We start from the raw sequence: 20999 nt of genomic DNA, 5'->3' as shown, positions 1-20999 counted from the left end.
ATTATTTCCCCCGATCCGTCTCCTTCTTCAGAATGCCTCATCTTCGATCTGAAACACGATCTCCTTTCACCATTTAAACTCCGCATCCGGCAATTCCGGTTCCAACAGTGCATTACGCCGTTTTTTTCAAAATTGCGCGCACAGGACTGCCGTCTGCCCCCTCGAGCTTAAGCGGCAGGGCGATCAGCTCATAATCCCCGGCATCCGCACGACTGAGATCGACGCTTTCCAAAATATGAATGCCCGAGAGACAGAGAGCGTGGTGGGCCGGAAGCTCCTTGCTGTCAATGGGATCAACGGAAGGAACATCGATGCCGAGCAGTTTCACCCCTTTTTCAGCGAGCAACGGAGCCGCATCAGGGCGCAGGCAGCAAAAGGAATCGGGAAAACGGTCCGGATCTTCCCAGGAATCCGTCCGAATCAGCAACCGTTCAACCCCCGTCAGATCATGGGCCGCCAATTCTTCCGCACCAATGCTCTCATACCCCGGCAAATGAAGCACTCTGGCCTTTCCCACAAAGATATCGGGTTCCAATTCATGCACCTTTTTGCCTGCTTCGGAAAAATGATACGGGGCATCAACATGGGTTCCCGCATGGGTGCTGAACACCACTTTGCCCACATTGACAGAACCGCTCTGTTCCTTGGTCCATTCCAGATTGAAAGAAAAAGGGGTATCCCCCGGCCAAACCGGCATGCCACCCCGCAACGTCCGCGATATATCAATCCATTTCATCTATGCGACTACTCCCCTCTCCTGTTGGAATCGTTCGTATGTTCGCTCCTCCATAATCCGCTTCAAGCGGTCAACCACATCCCATACATCGGCAAATGAAGTATATAAGGCAACGGGAGCAAGGCGAATCACATTGGGGGATCGGAAATCAGGAATCACTTTTTCCGCCTTCAACGCCTTGGCGATGCGCACCGCTTCCACATGTTCCAGAGCGACATGACCGCCGCGGCGCTCCTCCTCGACGGGGTTGCCGATGGTAAAGCCCATGCCGTCGAGTCTCACCCGAATCAGCTGCATCAAGTACTCCGTCAAAACGAGCGATTTTTTCCGGATCCGCTCCATTCCCGCTTCAGCAAACATTTCCAGCGAACCAGACAGCGGTGCCATGCTCAGAATATGCGGTGTCCCCGTTTGGTACGCACCTGCACTCCCGGCAGGTTCAAATGTGTGATCCATGTCGAACTGCCGGTCCTTTCGCGAACCAAACCAACCGGCCAAACCGGGAGAGTGTGAATGATGCTTCTCATGCACATAAAGTCCGGCCACCCCTCCCGGGCCGCTGTTCAGATATTTATAGGTGCACCAAACGGCAAAATCAACCTGCCACGCATGAAATTGATGCAAAACGGCGCCAATTGAATGGCAAGCGTCAAATCCGATCAAAACCCCCTTTTCACGGGCCGCTTCTGTCAATTGCTTCACATTCAGCAATTGCCCGCTGCGATATAAAACGGTCGGGAGCAAAACCAACGCCACTTCCTCCGTCATGGCGGAGATGATCTCCTCTTCGCGCAAATACCGCCCGTCCTCGCTTTTGATACGGATCAGATTCTGTTCAGGATCCAATCCTTTTAACCTGATTATACTTTTTATAGCATAAATATCGGTGGGAAAATCAAGTTCATTCGCGACGATTTTTGTCCTGTTTCCGCACGGACGGTAAAAAGTGGCCAGCAATTGGTGCAGATTGGTCGTGGTCGAACCGGCCGCCACCACCTCGTGCGGCTTTGCCCCGACCAGCGGCGCCATTTGTCCTCCCAATTGCTCGGCCAAATAAAACCAAGGCTTGTCACCTTCTGTCCAGCCATCGATACCAAACTGCTTCCAGGCTTCAACCATGTGCATAACCGCCCGTTTCGACAAAAGCCCGAGTGAATTCCCATCCATATACAACACGCCCTCAGGGATATAAAATTCCCTCCGGTAGGAGCGAAGCTCATCACGCTGATCCCGTTCCTCCGCATACTCCCTCGTCTGGGAAAATAACAGTTCCATACGGCTCCTCCTCACTATAATTTGGTTCTGACATCCCATAGTTCGGGAAAAAACCGGTGATCCAACACTTTTTTCAAATAAGGAACCCCGGATGACCCGCCCGTACCCGGTTTATGGCCGATAATCCGTTCCACCGTCTTCATGTGCCGGAACCGCCACTGCTGCAACCAGTCTTCGAGATCAACCAGCTTTTCCGCCAGTTCGTAGAGATCCCAATAGCGATCCACATGGCGGTACACTTCCAGCCAGGCAGCCTCAACATCAGGGCTCGGCTGGTAAGGCTGGCTGAAATCACGTTCAAGCACACGGGACGGAATGTCCAATCCCTCTCTGGCCAGCGCCTGAATAGACACATCGTACAAACTCGGGGAATAAAGGGCACGGGTAAGTGTGTCCAACAGCTCGGGGGAATTTTGATAAATTTGCAAAATGCGCTGATCCTTACGGCCCAAAGAAAATTCAATCAGGCGATACTGGTAAGATTGAAACCCGGACGCCCGCCCCAAATGATGGCGAAATTCCATATACTCGGCAGGAGTCAGTGTAGACAAAACATCCCAGGATTGAATAATCTGTGACTGAATCTTGGACACGCGCGCCAGCATTTTAAAAGCGGAAGATAAATCCCCCCGCTGAATATTCACAATCGCCGCTTTCAATTCATGCAGGATCAGCTTCATCCATAACTCGCTCACCTGATGGATAATGACAAACAACATTTCATCGTGGTGGCCGGATAACAATTTTTGGCTGGACAATAAAGACTGAAGCTGGAGGTAATCGCCGTAAGTCATATGTTCACGAAAATCAAGATGAATCTGTTCGGCATCAGGGTGTTGTTCGGGCATTTTCTCCCTCTGTCCGCTTTTTCTCGAATTTTTTTGCAAATCAAGTGAATGCTTTCCTGATATTTCGTATGAAAGCGCTCCCGAAACCTATTATAATAAAAAACATTACCCCTTGAAAAAATAAATTGAATAATGGGAATCATATCCATTAAAATAGGGATGGACACTCATTTATTCCGAAAGTTGGGACGGAGACATATGAACAAACTGCTGCTGTACACCACATGGGATTACTGGAAAAGCTGGAACGAAACCGGGCATGCCATCCCTGCGTGGACCGAAGATCACGCCGGAGAATTCGAAATTTTGGTTGAATTCGACTGGAGTTCAATCGGGGAAATAACCGACAACGGCATGTTCATCATCAGCAAAAAGAAACCGGACATGTTCAGCCGGATTTATCTTTATACCAAATGGGAACTGTTCTGCCTGTGGCAACACGGACAAATACTTGAACTCGATCTCTGGACAAAAGATCACGTGACCAACTTTGAAGTGCTTTGTAGTTTCGCCTTTGACGAAATTCATGAACATACATATGGGGGCATGTTTATTGCCAAGAGAAAGGAAAACCCCTATTACTATCCCATTGTAAAAGAGGTTTGATATGTCTGTCAGCCGTTTTATTCAAGAAATCGATGCGATCAAAAGGGACTTGAAGGAATGCGAATGGCAAATTTATTATCACCAGGATGAGATGCAGCGGGCCCACCGTCAGGGAGAAAGCGAGATCGAGCGCTACCACCGGCAGGAACAATTGCGCTGGGAACGAAAGATGCGCACATACATAAGCGAATTAATCCGGGCTGAACAGAAACTGGATGAGGCCAAAGCGGAAGAACGGGAGCGGCTGGAACTGGAAAACCAGGCGAAAAGGGAAGGAAAAAGCCGTAATTCCTGGTATTAGGCAGCACCGGGCCCGCATCCTCTTCGCATCAGGGGCTTTTCGAACTTTGTTTTTCCTTTTGGGTTAGGAAAAGAGCAGATGGTGGAATATTATTTATGACTTGTGCCAATATCCACATAATGAACCAATCATCCAGGGAGTGAGCTTATGAAGCGGGTGCCTTACGTTGCGAAATGGTGTTTATGCATCTTGTTAACCTTAACATTTGTGGCTGCCACCGGTTTTGTTTCACCCTCGGCTGATCCCGTTCCCCAAAAAGCGGCAAAGAAGTCGGACGGTTGTCCGAATATTGCTGATCTGGTCAAACCCGGGCCGGATGCGGCAGATGAAATTCAGGCGGCTCTGCCGAAATTGATCCGCAAAACCTATGGCAAAGACCCCCATTACAAGGTATGGGAAGCCAAACGGATCTTCTCCCTCGCCGATCCTGATTCGTCTCCCTATTCTGACATAGCCAAACAGCAATGCGGAGAAGAGGTCGCGAACCAATCCTGGCTGGTCGATCTTTTCTTTCCCGAGTTTCTTCCGAGCGCAAGCCTCTCTCAAGGGCAAATCTTTGTGGCCAAAACAAAAAAAGGCTGGGTCGCTTGGTATCGCTATCATTAAACAAAAGAGCCGGTGGGAAGTTTTTCCCGCCGGCTCTTTTGATCTTGACCGAATGATCGGAATCGTTCTGTGCAAACTAAATCTGGAAACATTCACCTACAGGAGGAAAAAACATGTTTCGGAAAACAGCCGGAGAAGCACTCGTCGATCTGCTCATCGAATGGGGAGTGGATCACATTTACGGGATGCCCGGAGATTCGATCAACTCGGTCATCGAGCCGCTCAGAAAAGCGCGTGACAAGATAAAATTCATTCAGGTTCGCCATGAAGAAGCGGGTGCCCTTGCTGCGGCAGCTTACGCCAAATTGACGGGAAAGCTCGGTGTTTGCCTGTCGATCGCCGGTCCGGGAGCCATCCATTTGCTCAACGGATTGTATGACGCCAAATTGGATCGCGTTCCCGTCCTGGCCATTACCGGCCAGGTAGAATCGGATCTGCTCGGAACAGACTATTTTCAGGAAGTGAATCTTGACCGCCTCTTTGATGATGTCGCCGTCTACAATCAGCGAATCATGTCAGCGGAACAGCTTCCAGCCGTCGTCAATCAGGCGATCCGCACCGCATATGTGAAAAAAGGCGTGTCCGTGCTGACCATTCCCGATGATATTCCCACTTTTGAATTGGAAAAAAAGGCGCTGGTCACCAGTACCTCTTATTCCGTTTCTGAAATCAGCCCTCCGTTGTCCGAATTGGAAAAGGCGAGGGAAATTCTGGATCAGGCCAAGCGGCCGGTAATATTGGCGGGAAAAGGCGCACAACATGCCAGTGATGCCTTGATCTCCTTTGCCGACAAACTCGCCTCCCCGATCGTTCTGTCCCTTCCGGCAAAAGGAACCATTCCCGATGAACATCCTCTGTGTCTGGGGGGATTGGGGCTGATCGGCACATCTCCCGCTTATCATGCCATGCAGACCGCAGATACACTGATCATGGTCGGCACTTCTTTTCCTTTTACCGGTTTTTTGCCGGAAGATGCCAATACGATTCAAATCGATATCGATCCGGCACAGATCGGCAAACGGTATCCGGTTGATCTCGGACTTGCCGGCGAAGCAGGAAAAACTCTCTCCTGGCTGACGGAAAAAATCAAGCGTCATGAAGATCGCTCTTATCTCGAAGAGCATCAAAAGATGATGAAGGAATGGTGGGAACGGCTAAAAAAACAGGAAGAGCAGGAAGCATCTCCGATGAAACCGCAAACGGTGATCAAAGCATTGCAGAAGATCGCCCACGATGATGCAATTCTGTCCGTCGATGTCGGGAACGTCACCGTCTTGGTGGCCCGCCATTTTCGCATGACCAGGCAAAAGTTCATCATCTCCAGCTGGCTGGCAACGCTCGGATGCGGACTGCCGGGGGCCATCGCCGCCAAAATTGCCCATCCCGAGCGCCAAGTGTTTGCCATCTGCGGCGACGGCGGCTTCGGGATGACCATGAACGATTTTGTCACTGCTGTAAAATACGACCTGCCCATCATCGTCGTTGTGTTAAACAACCATAAAATCGCAATGATCAAGTTTGAGCAGGAAGTAAAAGGAAACCTGGAATACGGAACCAATCTCCACAATCCGAACTTTGCGCGATACGCGGAAGCTTGCGGCGGTGTCGGATTCCGGGTGGAGAAGAGCGAAGATCTGCTCCCTGCCTTTATGCAGGCGAAAGAACTGAACAAACCCTGTATCATCGATGTCGTTGTCGATCCGGACGAAGCACCGATGCCCTCTCATATCACTTATGCCCAAATGTCCGGTTATGCCCGACACATGATTAAAGCCCTGTTTGAACAAGGAAAACTGGAACTTCCTCCTCTTTGAAAAACAGAATCTGCTTGAGACTGTTGCAAAAGATGACAGTCTCAAGCTCAATATCCTGCAACCTTTCCCGTCCTGCCGCTCATCATTGAAGTTCTTTGGCCAGTAGTTGCAATAATCCGACAAGTGTTACACTTTTCTCTTTCCCCATTCGCAAAAATGCTTGCGCCACCGCATCGTTCTTGATATCTGAACGCATTCTGCTGATGAGCTCATTTCCGCGCTCTGTCACCTGAAGCAACTTGCGGCGCCGGTCTTTCAAATCCGGAATCCGCACCACCAAATTTCTTCGTTCCAACAGGTCGATAATCGGAATCAGGGTTGGCGGTTCAATCGAAAAACTTTCCCCTAATTCCTTTACTGTCAAGTTCCCCTTGCTCAAACGAACCAAAATGGCATATTGGTGAGCCGTGATCTCTTCTCCCTGTTCCCTGAGCCGTTTCTCCAACTGTTGCTTGCTCATTTTGATAATCGTTCCAATACTCGCCAGGAAGGGCTCCGTAAGTTCCAACAACTCCTTTTCTTCCATCTGCTTGCTCCTTTCCACTTTATTAGCTATACGAATTATTCGCCTGTAAAAAGTATCACAAGCCGGAACGGCGGGGACACCTAAGTACTTCCCGTTCCCAGGTAGTTCCCGAAACGAGGTGATCGGTTTCTGTCCGTGATCTTGCATCCATATAAAAAGATAATGACACCAGTTTTAAAATACCATATCTTCGCCCGGATCACTATGTACGAACCAAAAAAAGGGGCAACATCACTTTTGATGTGCCCTGTCCTCAAGATATCTCCTCAGAAAATAATCAAAAACGGAACAAAAAACCCGAACGGGATAAAAAATGGTACAAAGAGTCTCACTTCTGCCTGACCGGAAGAACCCCTGGAACCGACGCGGGCCGGCAGAAACATGATTCCATTTTTGCGGACCTCGTCAATCGTCCCATAGAGTTTCTTTCCGTTCTTCAGCCGCAACATGATCGGTTTGCCAATGGCCTGGGTTAACTGATCATTGGGAATATACCGGTAACGAACCATCAGAAACCCTCCTTAACTCCAAAAAATTCAAGCAACCTATTCTATGAATGATTTGGAAAAACGGTAACGGCAAATGAAATAAATCACGATATAAGCAAAAGAGAATCATTGATATAATTCAACCCGACCTTTCTTCATATTTCTTCCTGTCTGGAACAATAGAGTCAATACTCAAAAACGCACAAAAAAACAGCGGCATCATCAGCCGCCAGCTTTTTGACAAGATCCCAAAACATGAATCCGCCGGGTAAGGGTGTTTTTCTTTGCTTCCGGTTCCTCCGTCACAAAGGTTGCTGCAAATAAACACCCATCCCTTCCTATTCGGTTTGTCAACATCCTCATTGTCATCATCAGTTGCTGTTTTTCAGTATGTTTAATGGAAGATAGCTTAAATCGAGAGGAAAACTTAACAAGCCGGCGGCTCTCCACCGCTTAAGAAACGCAACATTCCTTTCACCTCCCTTCAAGTCTGCTGTCTCATCCTCCTTCGATGGCTGCACTGAGCTGTGTATGCGCAAAATGGCAATGGCCGATGATTGGCAATCCGGGGCGAAAACGAGCTGTAAACAAAAGCATGATCCTTATTTTTATAAAACGGATAAGATTCAGCGGAGACAACTCCCCTTGTTCCTTGCCCGATCTGGTCTGCCAGTTTCATACCGCCATTTCTATGTTTAATAATTTTTAAAATAATTATACAAATGCCCTTTCGCTTTGGCAATACTTTTTATTTTAAAAAAACAAAAAACACCGACATCTTTAACCCTGAAACGGTTTGATTATTGACAGCCGTTTTATTGAAAAAAGAGGATTTACTCTGATATCCATCTGATATTGACATTATTTTTTTAAAAGATAAGAGTTTGCTCATCTATTTTGAGAAAAAGCGCCGGGCAACCACCCGAGCGCTTTTTGTGCGGAAACAAAAGGTTATTCGTCGAGAAACATCGCCCGAAACTCCGGGTCGCTCTTCACCGCGTCAAATTCCATCACCTGGTATTCAGCCACCCCGTTTTTAAAGAAGGGATCTTGTTCAATAATTTGTTCCACTTCTTCCCGTTTCTTCACCCTGAACAGGATCAGCCCGCCTGTTGGCGGAACCATCGGACCCGATGCGATCAATTGCTTCTTCCGATAGCATGTATCAAGATAATCCCGATGTGCCTGCCGATGCTTTGCCACCTCTTCCGCCGTCAGCAAATAGTGAAGAATGGCGAGAAACATATTTCATCCTCTCCGTTCGCCTGTCGAAATTTAAAAAAGTGACTCAAGTACTATATTGCCAGATTTGAAGGGGTATTTGTATTCTTATATAGAAATTTAAATCAAAATCATTAACATTGTCACCAGGAATCGTGGAAAGGAAGGAAGGAATTTGGGAATCGCACTGATCACCGGAGCCTCAGAGGGGATCGGAAAAGAACTCGCTTATCTCTTCGCCAAAGACGGGCATGATCTGGTGTTGGTCGCGCGCAATGTCGATCAGCTCAACAGGGTCGCCACCGAGATCGAAGAGCGTTATCAGCGAACGATCCACATCATCACCCAAGATTTAAGTCAGCCGGATGCTCCGCGCCAAATCCGCAATACGTGCGTAAGCCTCGGTCTGCAAATCGATTATCTCGTCAACAATGCCGGATTTGGATTGTATGGTCCGTTCGCCGAGCAACCGCTTGAAGACCTGATGCAGATGATCAATCTGAATATCAAGGCGCTGACGGCATTAACCCATTATTTTCTGCCTGATCTGCTCGCCAGCAAAAGCGGCGGCATTTTAAATGTCGGTTCGATGGCCTCCTTTGTGCCCGGGCCATTGATGGCCGTTTACTACGCCAGTAAAGCCTATACGCTCTCTTTTACTGAAGCGCTGGCCCATGAGCTGAAAGAGAGCGGAGTCAAGGTAACCGCCTTGTGCCCCGGGCCGGTTAAAACCCGTTTTGCCATGCGGGCAAAGATGCACCAATCCCGGCTGACGGAGAAAAACGCCCTTGACGCTTTTACCGTCGCCAAGGCGGGATATGAAGGTTTGCTAAGCGGAAAACCAGTCGTGGTTCCGGGAGCGGTGTTCCGGTCTCTGTTGTTCGGAACGCGCTTTTTGCCGCGAAACTGGATCGCATCATCCGTCATGCGCATCCAGCAGGATCGAACACCGCTCCGTTAATCTCTTTTCAGCGACATCGCTTTGAACCAGCGTTGTCGCTGTTATTTACCGTATTTTTTCACATAGTGGGCCAAAGTTTTTAACGGCCACACATAGGGATAGCTGTGATAATAAACATAAAATTGCCCGGCAAGCCCGGCCCCGACAGGGTATGTCCACTCCCTTCCGCGCCCTTCCAAAAGGGCAAACATCCTTTCCATCCCTTTTTCGATCTCAGGAGTCGGCCGGTCATGGCAAGCGATCAGCGCATCCAGTGCCCAGGCCGTTTGCACCGCAGTCGAATAGGGAAGGGAAACGAATCTGCCTTTCACATCGCTCGCACACGATTCTCCCCATCCTCCATCCTCTTTTTGCTTGCTCAAAAGCCAGTTTTTCCCTTTTTGAATCATCCGGTGCTCGGGTGGCACGCCAACGGAGGTGAGCCCGGTGATGGCCGCCCACGTTCCGTAAATAAAGGTGACACCCCAGCGCCCAAACCAGGAGCCGTCTCTCTTTTGATTGTGATAAAACCAACTCCAGGCACGCCTTGCTTCGGGCCGGTCAATCGTCCATCCGAGCTCCTGTCCGAAAAATCGCAGAGTGCGTCCGGTCAGATCCGCACTGGACGGGTCTCCCCAGACTGTCTTCCCGTCAGGATAAGGCATGAGCCGGAGCCACCTTTTATTCGTATTTTTTTCAAACGCCGGCCATCCTCCGTCATTGTTCTGCATAGAAATGAGCCACCTGACCCCGCGATCCCATTCTGTGCGGTAACGGCCGGACCGAACGGAAGGCGCGAGCGCACTTAAACTGGAGGAAGTATCATCGACATCGGGATTGATTGTGTTGAGATCGGAGAACCCCCATCCCCCCGGGGCCGCGTACGGGTTTTTGATTGACCAGTCTCCCGGGGATGTCTGCTGTCTGGATTTGAGATAATGAAGGCCTCGCTTAATGGCGGGATGGCTGATTCCCACCCCTGCTTCCTGAAGGACATGCAGGATCAGTGATGTATCCCAGACCGTCGAAGTCGTTTCCTGCAAATGGGTCCCATCCCCGAGCGGGAAGGCAAACTGCGCCAAACCGTTCATCGCTTTTTGAATCACCGGATGACGCCGGGAGTAACCCAGCGACAGAAGGGCAAAAATCATTAAAAACGTCGTGGTCATATAACTGTACAGAGTTCCGTCTTTTTCAACCCGGCTGAGCATAAAGGACTCACCCCAGCGCAAGGCTCTTTCATGCAACCGCCGGCGCAGTTCCGAACTAATCGAACTTTCGGGGAACAGCTGCTCCGCAGTCCAAACATATTCCGCTTTTCTCCCTGAACGGCGTTGAACCGGAAGCCATTCTTCCACTTCGTCAAACCCGTCGAGTCTTGTCGCATATTCGCGGTCTGCGGCGATGAGAATCGGTGCCAAATGCACCCGGGTATATCCGACAAAATCAAAAAAGGAAATCGGTCCCGAGGGTGGAAGCAAGAAAAATTCAACAGGCAACTTGATAAAATTGTTCCAACTGAAGTGCGACAACAGGGCCAGAACAACTTTGGTCAGGGAACCGGCGTTCCCCGCTCCACCATTTTCCATTATATACTCCCGTGCTTTGCGCATCGCCGGATCATCCGGCTGTTTCACTTTCGCATACAGAAGGGCCAAACAGGCATCCACCGTGGTCGAAAGGTTTCCCTCCGGCTCATCTTCGTACAGTTTCCAGGTTCCATCCCCCGTTTGCCGGGAGAGAATGCGTTCAATCAATAACGGTTCGAGCGGATCTCCCCTTCTTTTAAGCACCCGGTTTAACAACAAATAAAATGAATCGCACATCACCCCGCTTTCAAAACAGAAACGCCAGCTTCCGTCCGGACTCTGCTTGCGGAGCAATTCATCTGACAAGCGCCCGATCCATTTTTTTGCGCGATCGATATGCTCTCCGTGCATCCGCCAAAACTCCTTTTAAAAACGAATTTCAGGCATGTTGATTTGCATCAGATCGGAAGGAGAAACGAGGAGATTTTTGAGTCCCGGGCTCTTCTTTCGCTGACTCAGCAGCGATAAACCGCTCTGTTTCAAAAATCCCGCCATGAAACCATACATTGGTTGATCAACATACCTGACGTGATTTCTTTACAAAGATATTCATGGAATCAAATCACATGATCCCAACTGAATAAACCGGCAAAGAGAGCACAAAATATCATTGGGCAAGTTGAAAGGAGGGGAATCCAGATGACGGTAGGTACAAAAATCAAGCAAACGATCGCCAGCGCGGAATCGGTAGCAGCCAGCCTGCGTTCTTTTGCCCTTGACACCAACAACCAACAAGCAAAGCAAACATACAACCAATTGGCGCAAAACGTTGACACAGTGGTTCAACAACTGAAAGCGCGCGAACAGGAAATTATGAGCGAAGAGCCGCAATACAACCAACAATAATAAAAAATCGGAACCGAACACGCTTTTTCGGTTCCGATTTCCTGCTTCATCCACGCGGCTTAAACAGGAGCGCCGCCAAAAAGCCAAAAATGATTGCCGCTGAAATTCCGGCACTTGTCACTTCAAAAATTCCCGTGATGACACCGACCAAACCATACTTATTCGCTTCCATCATCGCACCGTGAACCAATGCGTTTCCAAAGCTCGTGATCGGCACTGTCGCCCCGGCGCCGGCAAACTTGATCAGCGGCTCATATAGCCCCAAGCCGTCCAGAATCGCTCCGACTACCACCAGCGTACTCGTCGTATGGGCGGGGGTCAGTTTTAATCCATCCATCATCAATTGACCGATCACGCAAATAATCCCCCCGACCACAAATGCCCAGAAAAAGATCATTTTTTCGGGTCTCCTCCCTTTTCAATCGCCACAGCGTGAGCGATACAAGGTATCGTTTCTTTTTGCTGATAACTGATCGGAGACAACAGAGCTCCGGTTGCCACGATCAACACTTTGCGCAGTTCTCCGTTCTTCATGCGGTTGAGGACATGTCCGTAAGTGACGCAAGCGGAACAGGCACAACCGCTCCCCCCCGCCTGAACGGGCTGTTGCTCATCGTAAATCATCAAACCGCAATCCCCAAACTTCTCTTCCGGCAGTTTAAGGCCATGCTTCACCAACAAATCCCCGGCAATGCGATGACCGATCTTCCCAAGGTCGCCGGTTAAAATCAAATCGTATTCGTCTTCGGAAAGCCCCAGATCACGAAAATGGCTCTCGATCGTATCGACAGCCGCCGGAGCCATCGCCGCCCCCATATTGAACGGGTCACTGATCCCCATATCAACGACACGGCCAACTGTTGCCGCTGCCACGTAGATTTCATCTTTGGTCTTTTTGGAAGTGAGGACAGCCGCACCTGCTCCTGTCACCGTCCATTGTGCGGTCTGAGGTTTTTGCCCTCCGTATTCCGTCGGGTAACGGAATTGCTTTTCAACCGCAGCATTGTGACTGGCTGTGCCCACCAGAACTTTGTCGCCAAACCCGCTGCTGACAATCAACGCGCCGAGCGCCAAACTCTCCATCGAAGTGGAACAGGCCCCAAACAAACCGAGATAAGGCACAGCCAAAGTCCTTGCCGCAAAGCTGCTGGAGATCACTTGGTTCATCAAATCCCCGGACAAAAAAAACTGGATGTCGTCCGCTTTCATCCCCGCCTTGTCCACAGCTTTCTTACACGCCTGTTCCAACAACATCTTTTCCGCTTTTTCAAAACTGTCCTGCCCCAGCCACAGATCGCCGTGCAAAAAATCAAAGTCCTCTGCCAGCGGTCCGTTCGCTTCAAACGGGCCCCCGACAGCGCTGCTTGCTGCAATATAGGGCCGGTTCTCAAACACCCATGTTCTTCCCTGAATCACTCAGAATCCTCCCAAACTTTTTATGATCACTTTGATTGTGCTGATCACAAATGCGGAAAATACCCCAAATACAATTACCGACCCTGCCAGTTTAAACATATTGCCCCCGACCCCCAGAACGTATCCTTCGGAACGATGTTCGATCGCCGCTGAAGAGATCGCGTTGGCAAATCCGGTCACCGGAATGATGGTTCCCGCCCCGGCCACTTGTGCAATATGGTCATAAACCCCGAATCCTGTCAAAAGGACTGAAATAAAAATCAAGGTTGCTACAGTCGGATCTCCGGCTGTTTTTTCGTTAAACCCGAAAAAATGAATGTAAAAAGTGGAAATCAATTGTCCGAGCAAACAAATTGCCCCGCCAATAAAAAAAGCACACAGGCAATTCTTTAAAATAGGGCGTTTGGGTTCGCGTCCTTTCACAAACTGATGATATTCCTGTTGAACAGGGGTTAGCTTTTTTCTCGTTTCTTTTAACACTGCGCTCACCTCATCTTAACGTTCCCTTTATCTATTAAGTAATTTTTGGTAAAAACCAAAACGTTTTATACCTGCATTGGCAAACTAGGACGTAAAATACGCAAAAAAAGTCCAAAACACAGTCCTGGTAAAGATTCTTTCCTGTCGGCCCATTCCGATGATAAAACGAAGCAAGATTGCGCGAATTGCGTGGAACCACGACCTGATCAACATGGACTTTCAGGGAAAAATAAAAGAAGACCCGAACAAGGCCTTCTCTTGAAACGCTCATATTTGGCAAGGGCATGCAATCCTGTTGGTTTTTGTGGTAGAATGTTGCTCTCCGTTTGCCTCCAACTTCCCAGTTATTTTAATTTTAATTAAAAACGTTGTATTAAAGAATATTTTTCTTCTTTATCTCAAGCAAATATATCATAAGAACGGCCGGCCAAAATGCGAACCCCTTTTTCCATCTCGACCTCGATTAAATCCATCAAAGGAAGCTGAATCTGTGTTCCGTCCGCCAGGTGCAGTTTGATCGTTTTTACCCTTCGCTCCGGTTTATGATCAACATAGCAGACAACCCGGATGCCTTCGTTAACCTCCATTTGGTTCTCTTTGATTTCGTTTTTGAGCAATTCGATTTGCGAACGTTGCTTCAAATCTGACAAAAACGGTTGCACCTGTTCCATTTGTCCTTCCACCAGTACCTTTAACATTTGCTTGTCCCCTCCCAAAAGTCGCGTGAGCTTTTATGAAATAGGCAAGAAATTGTTGGCTAAAACCTCTTGATTACAGTTTATAAATCTAAATACTCATTTGCAAATTAATAAAAAATCACGCTGAAAAGAAGGTATTTTGAACATATGTGCCAAAATAGATAAATATCTGAACAAAACAACGAATATGTTCATCCATTTTTTGCACATATGTACAAAAACGGTATGATTTCCCTCTCAATCAACCAAAAAAATTTTTTAAATTGGGAGGTGAACCTTTTGTTACCGCTGGATCATGAGAATGCGGGCAAAGTGATTCGCAAGAGAAGAAAGGAACTGGGGTTAAGGCAGAGCGATCTGGTCGATGATGTGGTCAAATTGCACTCCATCCGCAAAGCGGAAAAAGGGGAAGTCGTCAACGATGACATCTACATGCGCATTTGCGAAAAGCTGGACATCGATTTGCAGCAACTCCTGGAAACTTATGAAGATGAATGCGACAAAGAAGAGCGCCTGCGGTTTCTCTTATTTGCGATTGAACATGATATCGATCTCGTCGGCCCCGAGGAAGGTTTGGAGCAGCTGAGAAATATCGAAATCGCAAAAGATTCACCGCTGCAAACCTTTGTCTATTTTCTGAAAGGAAAATGTTATGACCGCAAAACGCAGTGGAAAAAAGCGCAAGCCCAATACATGAAAACGCTCAGTCTCTTGAACCAGTTTCCCGAACTGGAAGACAGCAATCTGAAAGCCTCAACGTACAACGAATTGGGACGGTGCTGTTATTATCAGAACAATCTGGAACAGGCGCTCAATTATATTGAAAAAGGACTGGAATCGTATAATAAAAATGGTGAACGCGACTATATTATCTACCATTTGATGATCAGCAAAACGATTTATCTGGAAAAGATGAGCCGCAACGAGGATGCTTTTCGCACATTGGAATTTTTATGGGATCATATCGGCGAAATCGACAGCATGGAAATCCGCTTGTCGATGTACGAAGTTCACTCCGTGCTGCTGGCCAAGCAGGAACTGTACGAAAAAGCTGCGCAAGCGGCCACCCGCGGCATTCAACTCGCGCGAATCGACCAGAATGTGGATCGTTCGTTTGAGCTGTGGACGGCGTTGGGTGAGAGCTATAAAAACCGCGGTGATTTCTTTAAAGCCGAGATTTGTTTTCGCACCGCGCTGAAATTGGAGAAAAAAATCAGAAAAAAGAACATGCTGGTCTCTACCTATACACAACTCGGCATGCTGTACTTAAAGTCAAAAAAAATCTCCTCTGCGCAAAGCGCATTGCTGAAAGCGGTGCAAATCGGGCAAAAAACCAATGACGCCCTTAAGTATTGCAACGCACTGGTCGCTTTGGGCGATTGCTATATGAAACAGGGCAAGGATCTGGATGCCCGCTCCTGTTTCCAACAAGCGCTTTCCTTTGCGGAAAAGCATGGTTTGAAAATCCATCTGCCCGATATCCTGGTCAAATTGGCAAAATGTTGCGAGAGAGAAGACCCGGCTACTTATGAAAAGTACAAAAACCGCTTCTTCCAGTATTACGTGCAAATGATGTTTGAGAAAGGAGGCGAAAAAAGTTGAAACACCTCGTTGACGGCGAACCGCCAGCCTGCTGACTCGTTGATTCCAATGAAACCGTGAACGGGATGCAGCGTTTTGCGCTGCATTTTTTATTTTTTCGACAAAAACCGCCAAAACCGGTTGGAATTTGCCCTTACTTTTCAATCTTATCCACAACTTTTGTAGAAAGTTTATAACTAAATGACAGAAATGTCAATCTCCTCAGGCGATTTTTTGGGACATGTTTCGGTTTTGTTCGACAACCAGAAAACCTTCGTAATTTCTTCTCCATTCCTGCCTATATTATATACAGGCAAGGTTTCTCATTTGCCCAAAAAGAGGTGAAAAACAATGTTAAACATTTATATTTCCGGAGAAGATGGCGTATTACAGGAAATAAACGAATTTGCCAAAGGTGCATGGGTTCACCTCACCGCTCCCGATGAGGAAGAAATTCAAAAAGTGGTGCAGTCGCTGGGAATTCCCGCCGATTTTATCCGTGATCCCCTGGACGAGGAGGAGCGGTCACGCATCGACAAGGAAGGAGACAATCTCCTGATCATAGTGGATATTCCCATCCTTGAAAATGAAGGAAGCAGGGATGAACAATATATTACGATCCCCCTCGGAATGATTGTAACCCCGGACCTGTTCATCACTGTCTGAAAGAAACACCCATTGTCCAGCAATTTATCACCAACAAGATCAAAAATTTCTATACTTATATGAAGACACGGTTCATCCTGCAACTTCTTTACCGGATTTCAACCTATTATTTAACCTATTTGAAACAGATAAACCGCAAAACGAGCAAACTTGAGAACAAATTGCAGGAATCGATGCAGAATCAAGAGCTGTTCTCCATGTTAAGCCTGGAAAAGAGCCTGGTCTACTTTACCACCTCGCTCAAAACAAACAATCTCGTCACCGAAAAACTGTTAAAAAACCAGTACCTGAAGATGTATGAAGAAGATCAGCATCTGTTGGAAGATGTCATCATCGAAAACAAACAGGCGATGGAGATGACGGAGATCTACAGCCATATTTTAAGCGGAATGATGGATGCGTTTGCCTCGGTCATCTCCAACAACGTGAACCATGTGATGAAGGTTCTCACCTCGTTTACCATCGTGCTCACCTTCCCGACGATGGTGGCCAGTTTATTCGGAATGAATGTCCCTTTGCCCTTTGAACATTATCGCCATGCTTTTTTGATCATTTTGCTGTTATCTTTATTGTTGTCATGTATTACGGCGATGATCTTCTGGAAAAAGAAATACTTCTAACTGACAAAAAACGGGATCATACCGCCTTTTTCGTGAACATAAACTAGGAGGAGAAATTCAAGGAGGTCAAAGCATGATTCCTTTTGACCCGGCTCATTACTCCTATCATTATCAGATTTATCCGTATGTACCTTACTGCCGCCTGAAGGAACTCCCACATTTCCGTGTTCCCCATTCCAATCCACATCGGGGTCGTCCTCCCCGTCCCAATCCCATTTTCCCCCGGCGTCCTTCGCGTCCGATCCGGCCGCCTCGTCCCATTCCGCCGGGTAATCCGCCTCCTTTCACTCCCTATCCATATTGGGATCTGTATTGATCGCCCAGGCTCTGGGCTTTTTTATCTTCCCTCTGTTGCGAAAGCAAAAGTAGTCGAGATCATCCACGTCAAAGTAACTGTTCCTTTCATGGACGGAGTCGGCGACAAGTTCCTGTTTCATCATTGCCAAGACATCCAATCGGTTTTCGCGAACATTTCGCGGAGCAGCCAAATTCTGCCGATGTCAAATTGGAAAAATATATTTTGATTCGGCATCGCCATCCTCCTATCGTCAATCTTTTTATGATCAAGCGATATGTAACTACATGCTTCCACTCCGGGGGTAAACTCCGGTTATATGGCCACCCGGATTCCAACGTTGTCTCTTTTTCCCTCAATGGAGTGCAAGCAAGTAGAAAAAATTCATTCTCGATGATGCCGTTAACAAATGACATTTCAGACAATACTCCTTGATGAATCTTAAAAAGTAAGTTTGCGTTGCGTCATCGGCGTATCAAATACATCAGTGTCGAATGTAGGCGTGCAAAACAGATTGACGGCAAAGTCGCCATTGTTGAAACTAGCTGTGTTGTTTGTTTGCAAGCTGTCATTCTGGACCAACAGATTCAGCAGGTTATTCAGATTCAGTTCTCCGCTCGAAGAGGTGCTGTTAAATTTCATCAACGGTAAAAACAACATTGTGCATCCACCCTTTGATTTCCTTTTGCTCCCCATTAAATATACGTGCAGGCCGGGGGCGGGACAGATTCCGATCCGGTTGACACAATGGACGGTTACCAACATCATCTTCGGCAAAGCCGCCTACATACATTTCTCCTGAAACTCCTGCATGGTTTTAAAGAGTAACTTTTGATTGGGTGATCGGCGTATCAAATACATCAGTGTCGAACGTGGGCGTCCAAAACAGGTTCACGGCAAAATCGCCATTGTTGAAACTAGCTGTGTTGTTTGTTTGCAAGCTGTCATTCTGGATCAGCAGATTCAGCAGGTTATTCAGATTCAGCTCTCCGCTCGAAGAGGTGTTGTTAAATTTCATTCTCGGTAAAAACAGCATCATCCATCATCCTTTGTTTTATTTTCAGTTGAAACGAAGCATTTCCCGCTCTGTCCCGCGGGGCCTAAACAAGTTTGACTTGCGCTATCGGCGTGTCAATCAGATCCTGATCACAGATTGGTGCATTAACCACTTGCCCCCGTGTGGCTATTGACCGAATTGCTCTTATTGAAGCTGTGATGATAGGCCAGAAAATTCAAGCCATAAGACAAATTCACCTTGGCGGTTGCCGACACGTTATTTACTTTAAACGGCCCAACAATAATCGGCTGGATCATCGTGATCTTCCTTTCGCAAACTAAACGATCTTGATCTGGGAAATGGGAGTATCCATAAAATCCTGATCAAAAATCGGCCCGTTCATCAGGGACAATACCAGATCACCCAGGTTGTTACTGGAGATATTGTTCTTCTGGAAACTTTCCTGGTTCAGCAAGAGATTGACCGGAGCCATATTAAGCTGTCCCGAACTGGAAATATTGTTCAATTTGATCAAAAAGGGCATCCCTGACCCTCCCCATTTTTTAGTAAGGCTTTACTTCTCCCATCACTGAATCCAGCACATCCGGGTCTATGATCGCTCCGATGTGGGTAATCCGCAGCGCATCACCAACTGTCGAACTGGCTCCGTTACTTTTCGCGGAACTCTCGGAAAAGAGAGACACCGTGCAAGGAGCCACATTGATATTGGCTGTTGACGTAACAGAGATGATCTCCGCACTTCCAACGTAAATCGCCATTCCTTTACCTCCCAATCATTCATTTATCGGTGGATCAGTACCGGGTGGTCATTCGTATCCGGATCAATGACCGGGTTTGCCGCTTTAATCACTGCACCATCTCCCGCCGTCGAAACCCCTGTATTTGCTTTTTGAAAGCTGAGTGGCAAAACGGATATGTGCGTACCGATCGTCACTGACGATGTCATGGAGACCGAGTTTATTTTTAATACGCCAACCTTGATGTTCAAAATACTTCCTCCTTAATCATTTGCCACAAGCCTACTTTAATGTATGAGTAATCCGGGCATGAGTGACTCAATCCCGTAAAAATTACAGGGGTTGCTCTTTTTCCGAAGCCCTGAAATTGCGGGATTACACTTGCTCCCATAAAAAATAATGACCCCTTTCTGACTGCCAGTCACACTGCATGGCCGCCTGCTGTTCACCCAGGGGTCGGTCTCCGTTGTTCTCTCTGATGATCGGCTTATGCCCAGTATATTCACGACGAAAATCATGTGTCACCAATGAGAATCGATTCTTTTCACGAAAAATCAATTCACCTTCATTCGCCTATTGAATACGGTATTAAAAACGAAATGAGGTGCTTGTTATGTATTATTATTCATATTCTTCTTTCCCTGCCTTGCCCCCGCACACTCCCGCTTATGATGATGGCTACTTCCAACCGGCTGCCCACACCAGTTTATTCCCGTTTTTCTTTCCCTTCTTCGGGTTTCCCTTTTTCGGCCCGTTCATTTGGAGAACCTGGTGGTGGTAGGAATCCATTGGGGCAGGGGGCTTCTCTCTGTCCCCGGTTCCTTCGGCACAAAGGCGGCCCGCTGAAAAAGCACCCATCCCCTGCCAAATGAAGTTGGCCGACAGCCCCAAACCACTTCTGAATGCTTTTTTTCAGAAGTGGTTTTTCTGCCTTTTTTATTTATAAAAATAAATATTGTATCATAAATAAAAACTGATTATTGACAAGTCCGGCGGGGCCGGGTGGACGAAAAAACCACCATCCCTTGCCGCTCAATTTTCCCAACAGCCGGATAAATGAAAATTTTTATTTTCCAATTCTCGTTCGTTCTGCGGGAGGAACCATGACAAGAGAGAAATTAAAAGCCGCAGCCTTGAAGCATTTTGCCAAAAGCGGATACGAAGGGACATCCCTCGCGGCAATCGCCAAAGAGGTCGGAATCAAGCCCCCGTCCGTTTATGCTTTTTTCTCAGGCAAAGATGATTTGTTGCTGACCGTCTTCGATGAAGCGATGGAGGAACTTCAACATGAACTGCTCCGGGCTGGCGGGCATTTGCATGGTCACAACATGAAAGAAAAATTGTTTTCCCTTCTTAAAAGCTTTGTCCACTTTCAGATGCACAATGAACAGAAGATCACATTTATTCGCCGGACTCTCCTGTTTCCACCCGAGCACCTGAAAGAGCGACTGAGCGCCAAATATTCGGAAATGAACAACCTTCTTTCCAAAACCGTTCACACCATTTTTGCAGAAGATCCCTGCGGAGGACATGACCCGGATATCCGGATGCAAACCTATCTCTGTCTGCTGGATGGAATTTTCCTTCATATGTTTTTGAATGACGATCACAACCAACTCTGCGACAGAATACATAATATTCGGAAAACAGCGTGGAGCGGATTGGCCGCCAGCGGAGACCTTTGACGCCGGC

The 20999-nt window shown here is 47.6% G+C and carries 26 protein-coding genes and 1 pseudogene; 10 read left to right on the top strand and 17 right to left on the bottom strand.

The features are described 5' to 3' along the window. Nucleotides 1-112: 112 nt before the first annotated feature. The 3 genes from kynB to kynA are packed head-to-tail and all read right to left on the bottom strand — an operon-like array spanning nt 113 to nt 2859. Complete coding sequence (kynB, locus tag JG50_RS0110700; RefSeq protein WP_033101087.1) at nt 113-736, bottom strand: arylformamidase; 624 nt, start codon at nt 734-736, stop codon at nt 113-115. Next, nucleotides 737-2011, bottom strand: coding sequence for a kynureninase (gene kynU / locus JG50_RS0110695; RefSeq protein WP_033101086.1), 1275 nt, complete (start codon nt 2009-2011; stop codon nt 737-739). It lies immediately after the preceding gene. Between the two features lie 14 nt (nt 2012-2025). Next, complete coding sequence (gene kynA, locus JG50_RS0110690) at nt 2026-2859, bottom strand: tryptophan 2,3-dioxygenase (protein ID WP_033101188.1); 834 nt, start codon at nt 2857-2859, stop codon at nt 2026-2028. 198 nt (nt 2860-3057) lie between these two features. Here kynA and JG50_RS0110685 point away from each other — a divergent pair, with 198 nt between their 5' ends. The 4 genes from JG50_RS0110685 (at nt 3058) to JG50_RS0110670 (ending at nt 6186) form a co-directional block, all read left to right on the top strand. Then, a complete protein-coding gene (locus JG50_RS0110685) occupies nt 3058-3465 on the top strand; it encodes a hypothetical protein (protein ID WP_033101085.1) in 408 nt (135 codons plus the stop codon). A gap of 1 nt (nt 3466) precedes the next feature. Continuing rightward, a complete protein-coding gene (locus JG50_RS0110680) occupies nt 3467-3766 on the top strand; it encodes a hypothetical protein (RefSeq protein WP_033101084.1) in 300 nt (99 codons plus the stop codon). A gap of 147 nt (nt 3767-3913) precedes the next feature. After that, complete coding sequence (locus JG50_RS0110675) at nt 3914-4372, top strand: hypothetical protein (protein WP_052154206.1); 459 nt, start codon at nt 3914-3916, stop codon at nt 4370-4372. Nucleotides 4373-4485: 113 nt separating this feature from the next. Further along, nucleotides 4486-6186 (top strand): pyruvate oxidase, encoded by a 1701-nt coding sequence (locus JG50_RS0110670; protein WP_033101083.1) that lies wholly within the window; start codon nt 4486-4488, stop codon nt 6184-6186. Nucleotides 6187-6268: 82 nt separating this feature from the next. Here JG50_RS0110670 and JG50_RS18845 read toward each other — a convergent pair whose 3' ends face one another. The 3 genes from JG50_RS18845 to JG50_RS0110650 all read right to left on the bottom strand — a co-directional run bounded on the left by JG50_RS18845 (nt 6269) and on the right by JG50_RS0110650 (nt 8445). Further along, a complete protein-coding gene (locus JG50_RS18845) occupies nt 6269-6712 on the bottom strand; it encodes a MarR family winged helix-turn-helix transcriptional regulator (RefSeq protein ID WP_052154205.1) in 444 nt (147 codons plus the stop codon). Nucleotides 6713-6978: 266 nt separating this feature from the next. Further along, nucleotides 6979-7221: a hypothetical protein gene (locus JG50_RS0110660; RefSeq protein ID WP_033101082.1), complete on the bottom strand. Its 243-nt coding sequence runs from the start codon at nt 7219-7221 to the stop codon at nt 6979-6981. A gap of 930 nt (nt 7222-8151) precedes the next feature. After that, nucleotides 8152-8445: a YciI family protein gene (locus tag JG50_RS0110650; protein WP_033101080.1), complete on the bottom strand. Its 294-nt coding sequence runs from the start codon at nt 8443-8445 to the stop codon at nt 8152-8154. Between the two features lie 151 nt (nt 8446-8596). Here JG50_RS0110650 and JG50_RS0110645 point away from each other — a divergent pair, with 151 nt between their 5' ends. After that, on the top strand, nt 8597-9382 hold the full coding sequence (locus tag JG50_RS0110645) for an SDR family NAD(P)-dependent oxidoreductase (protein ID WP_033101079.1): 786 nt from the start codon (nt 8597-8599) through the stop codon (nt 9380-9382). Nucleotides 9383-9423: 41 nt separating this feature from the next. Here JG50_RS0110645 and JG50_RS0110640 read toward each other — a convergent pair whose 3' ends face one another. After that, on the bottom strand, nt 9424-11301 hold the full coding sequence (locus tag JG50_RS0110640) for a terpene cyclase/mutase family protein (protein ID WP_033101078.1): 1878 nt from the start codon (nt 11299-11301) through the stop codon (nt 9424-9426). A 288-nt stretch (nt 11302-11589) separates the two neighbouring features. On the opposite strand from JG50_RS0110640, the gene JG50_RS0110635 reads away from it, so the two are divergent. Then, nucleotides 11590-11796 carry a DUF1657 domain-containing protein gene (locus tag JG50_RS0110635; RefSeq protein ID WP_033101077.1) on the top strand — a complete coding sequence of 69 codons (207 nt, stop codon included), beginning with the start codon at nt 11590-11592 and terminating at the stop codon, nt 11794-11796. A gap of 46 nt (nt 11797-11842) precedes the next feature. On the opposite strand, the gene spoVAE is transcribed toward JG50_RS0110635, so the two are convergent. The 4 genes from spoVAE to JG50_RS0110615 all read right to left on the bottom strand — a co-directional run bounded on the left by spoVAE (nt 11843) and on the right by JG50_RS0110615 (nt 14390). After that, nucleotides 11843-12193, bottom strand: a complete 351-nt coding sequence (spoVAE, locus tag JG50_RS0110630) for a stage V sporulation protein AE (RefSeq protein ID WP_033101076.1) — start codon at nt 12191-12193, stop codon at nt 11843-11845. Further along, complete coding sequence (gene spoVAD, locus JG50_RS0110625) at nt 12190-13212, bottom strand: stage V sporulation protein AD (protein ID WP_033101075.1); 1023 nt, start codon at nt 13210-13212, stop codon at nt 12190-12192. Before spoVAD ends, spoVAE begins: the two co-directional genes overlap by 4 nt. Continuing rightward, the gene (spoVAC, locus tag JG50_RS0110620) at nt 13213-13692 is read right to left on the bottom strand and encodes a stage V sporulation protein AC (RefSeq protein ID WP_033101074.1); all 480 of its coding nucleotides are present in this window, start codon (nt 13690-13692) and stop codon (nt 13213-13215) included. A gap of 398 nt (nt 13693-14090) precedes the next feature. After that, on the bottom strand, nt 14091-14390 hold the full coding sequence (locus tag JG50_RS0110615) for a hypothetical protein (RefSeq protein WP_033101073.1): 300 nt from the start codon (nt 14388-14390) through the stop codon (nt 14091-14093). Nucleotides 14391-14669: 279 nt separating this feature from the next. On the opposite strand from JG50_RS0110615, the gene JG50_RS0110610 reads away from it, so the two are divergent. The 3 genes and pseudogenes from JG50_RS0110610 (at nt 14670) to JG50_RS19720 (ending at nt 17573) form a co-directional block, all read left to right on the top strand. After that, nucleotides 14670-15992, top strand: coding sequence for a helix-turn-helix domain-containing protein (locus JG50_RS0110610; RefSeq protein ID WP_033101072.1), 1323 nt, complete (start codon nt 14670-14672; stop codon nt 15990-15992). 330 nt (nt 15993-16322) lie between these two features. Next, nucleotides 16323-17257 (top strand): annotated as a pseudogene (locus JG50_RS18260) (magnesium transporter CorA family protein). A 73-nt stretch (nt 17258-17330) separates the two neighbouring features. Continuing rightward, on the top strand, nt 17331-17573 hold the full coding sequence (locus tag JG50_RS19720; protein WP_152568549.1) for a hypothetical protein: 243 nt from the start codon (nt 17331-17333) through the stop codon (nt 17571-17573). A gap of 420 nt (nt 17574-17993) precedes the next feature. On the opposite strand, the gene JG50_RS0110595 is transcribed toward JG50_RS19720, so the two are convergent. The 6 genes from JG50_RS0110595 to JG50_RS0110575 all read right to left on the bottom strand — a co-directional run bounded on the left by JG50_RS0110595 (nt 17994) and on the right by JG50_RS0110575 (nt 19558). Next, nucleotides 17994-18212 (bottom strand): hypothetical protein, encoded by a 219-nt coding sequence (locus tag JG50_RS0110595; protein ID WP_152568548.1) that lies wholly within the window; start codon nt 18210-18212, stop codon nt 17994-17996. A gap of 157 nt (nt 18213-18369) precedes the next feature. After that, nucleotides 18370-18588: a hypothetical protein gene (locus tag JG50_RS0110590; RefSeq protein ID WP_033101069.1), complete on the bottom strand. Its 219-nt coding sequence runs from the start codon at nt 18586-18588 to the stop codon at nt 18370-18372. A gap of 125 nt (nt 18589-18713) precedes the next feature. Then, nucleotides 18714-18866 carry a hypothetical protein gene (locus tag JG50_RS20095; protein WP_160173853.1) on the bottom strand — a complete coding sequence of 51 codons (153 nt, stop codon included), beginning with the start codon at nt 18864-18866 and terminating at the stop codon, nt 18714-18716. Nucleotides 18867-18886: 20 nt separating this feature from the next. Continuing rightward, entirely contained in the window at nt 18887-19093 is a 207-nt protein-coding gene (locus JG50_RS0110585; protein WP_033101068.1) for a hypothetical protein, read from the bottom strand. A gap of 19 nt (nt 19094-19112) precedes the next feature. Next, a complete protein-coding gene (locus tag JG50_RS0110580; protein WP_033101067.1) occupies nt 19113-19328 on the bottom strand; it encodes a hypothetical protein in 216 nt (71 codons plus the stop codon). Between the two features lie 23 nt (nt 19329-19351). Continuing rightward, on the bottom strand, nt 19352-19558 hold the full coding sequence (locus JG50_RS0110575) for a spore germination protein (protein WP_033101066.1): 207 nt from the start codon (nt 19556-19558) through the stop codon (nt 19352-19354). 852 nt (nt 19559-20410) lie between these two features. On the opposite strand from JG50_RS0110575, the gene JG50_RS0110565 reads away from it, so the two are divergent. Further along, a complete protein-coding gene (locus tag JG50_RS0110565) occupies nt 20411-20992 on the top strand; it encodes a TetR/AcrR family transcriptional regulator (RefSeq protein ID WP_152568547.1) in 582 nt (193 codons plus the stop codon). Nucleotides 20993-20999 lie beyond the last annotated feature (7 nt).

The organism is Thermoactinomyces daqus (assembly GCF_000763315.1).
Classification (GTDB): domain Bacteria; phylum Bacillota; class Bacilli; order Thermoactinomycetales; family Thermoactinomycetaceae; genus Thermoactinomyces_A; species Thermoactinomyces_A daqus.
This window is presented reverse-complemented; position numbering and strand designations above follow the sequence as displayed.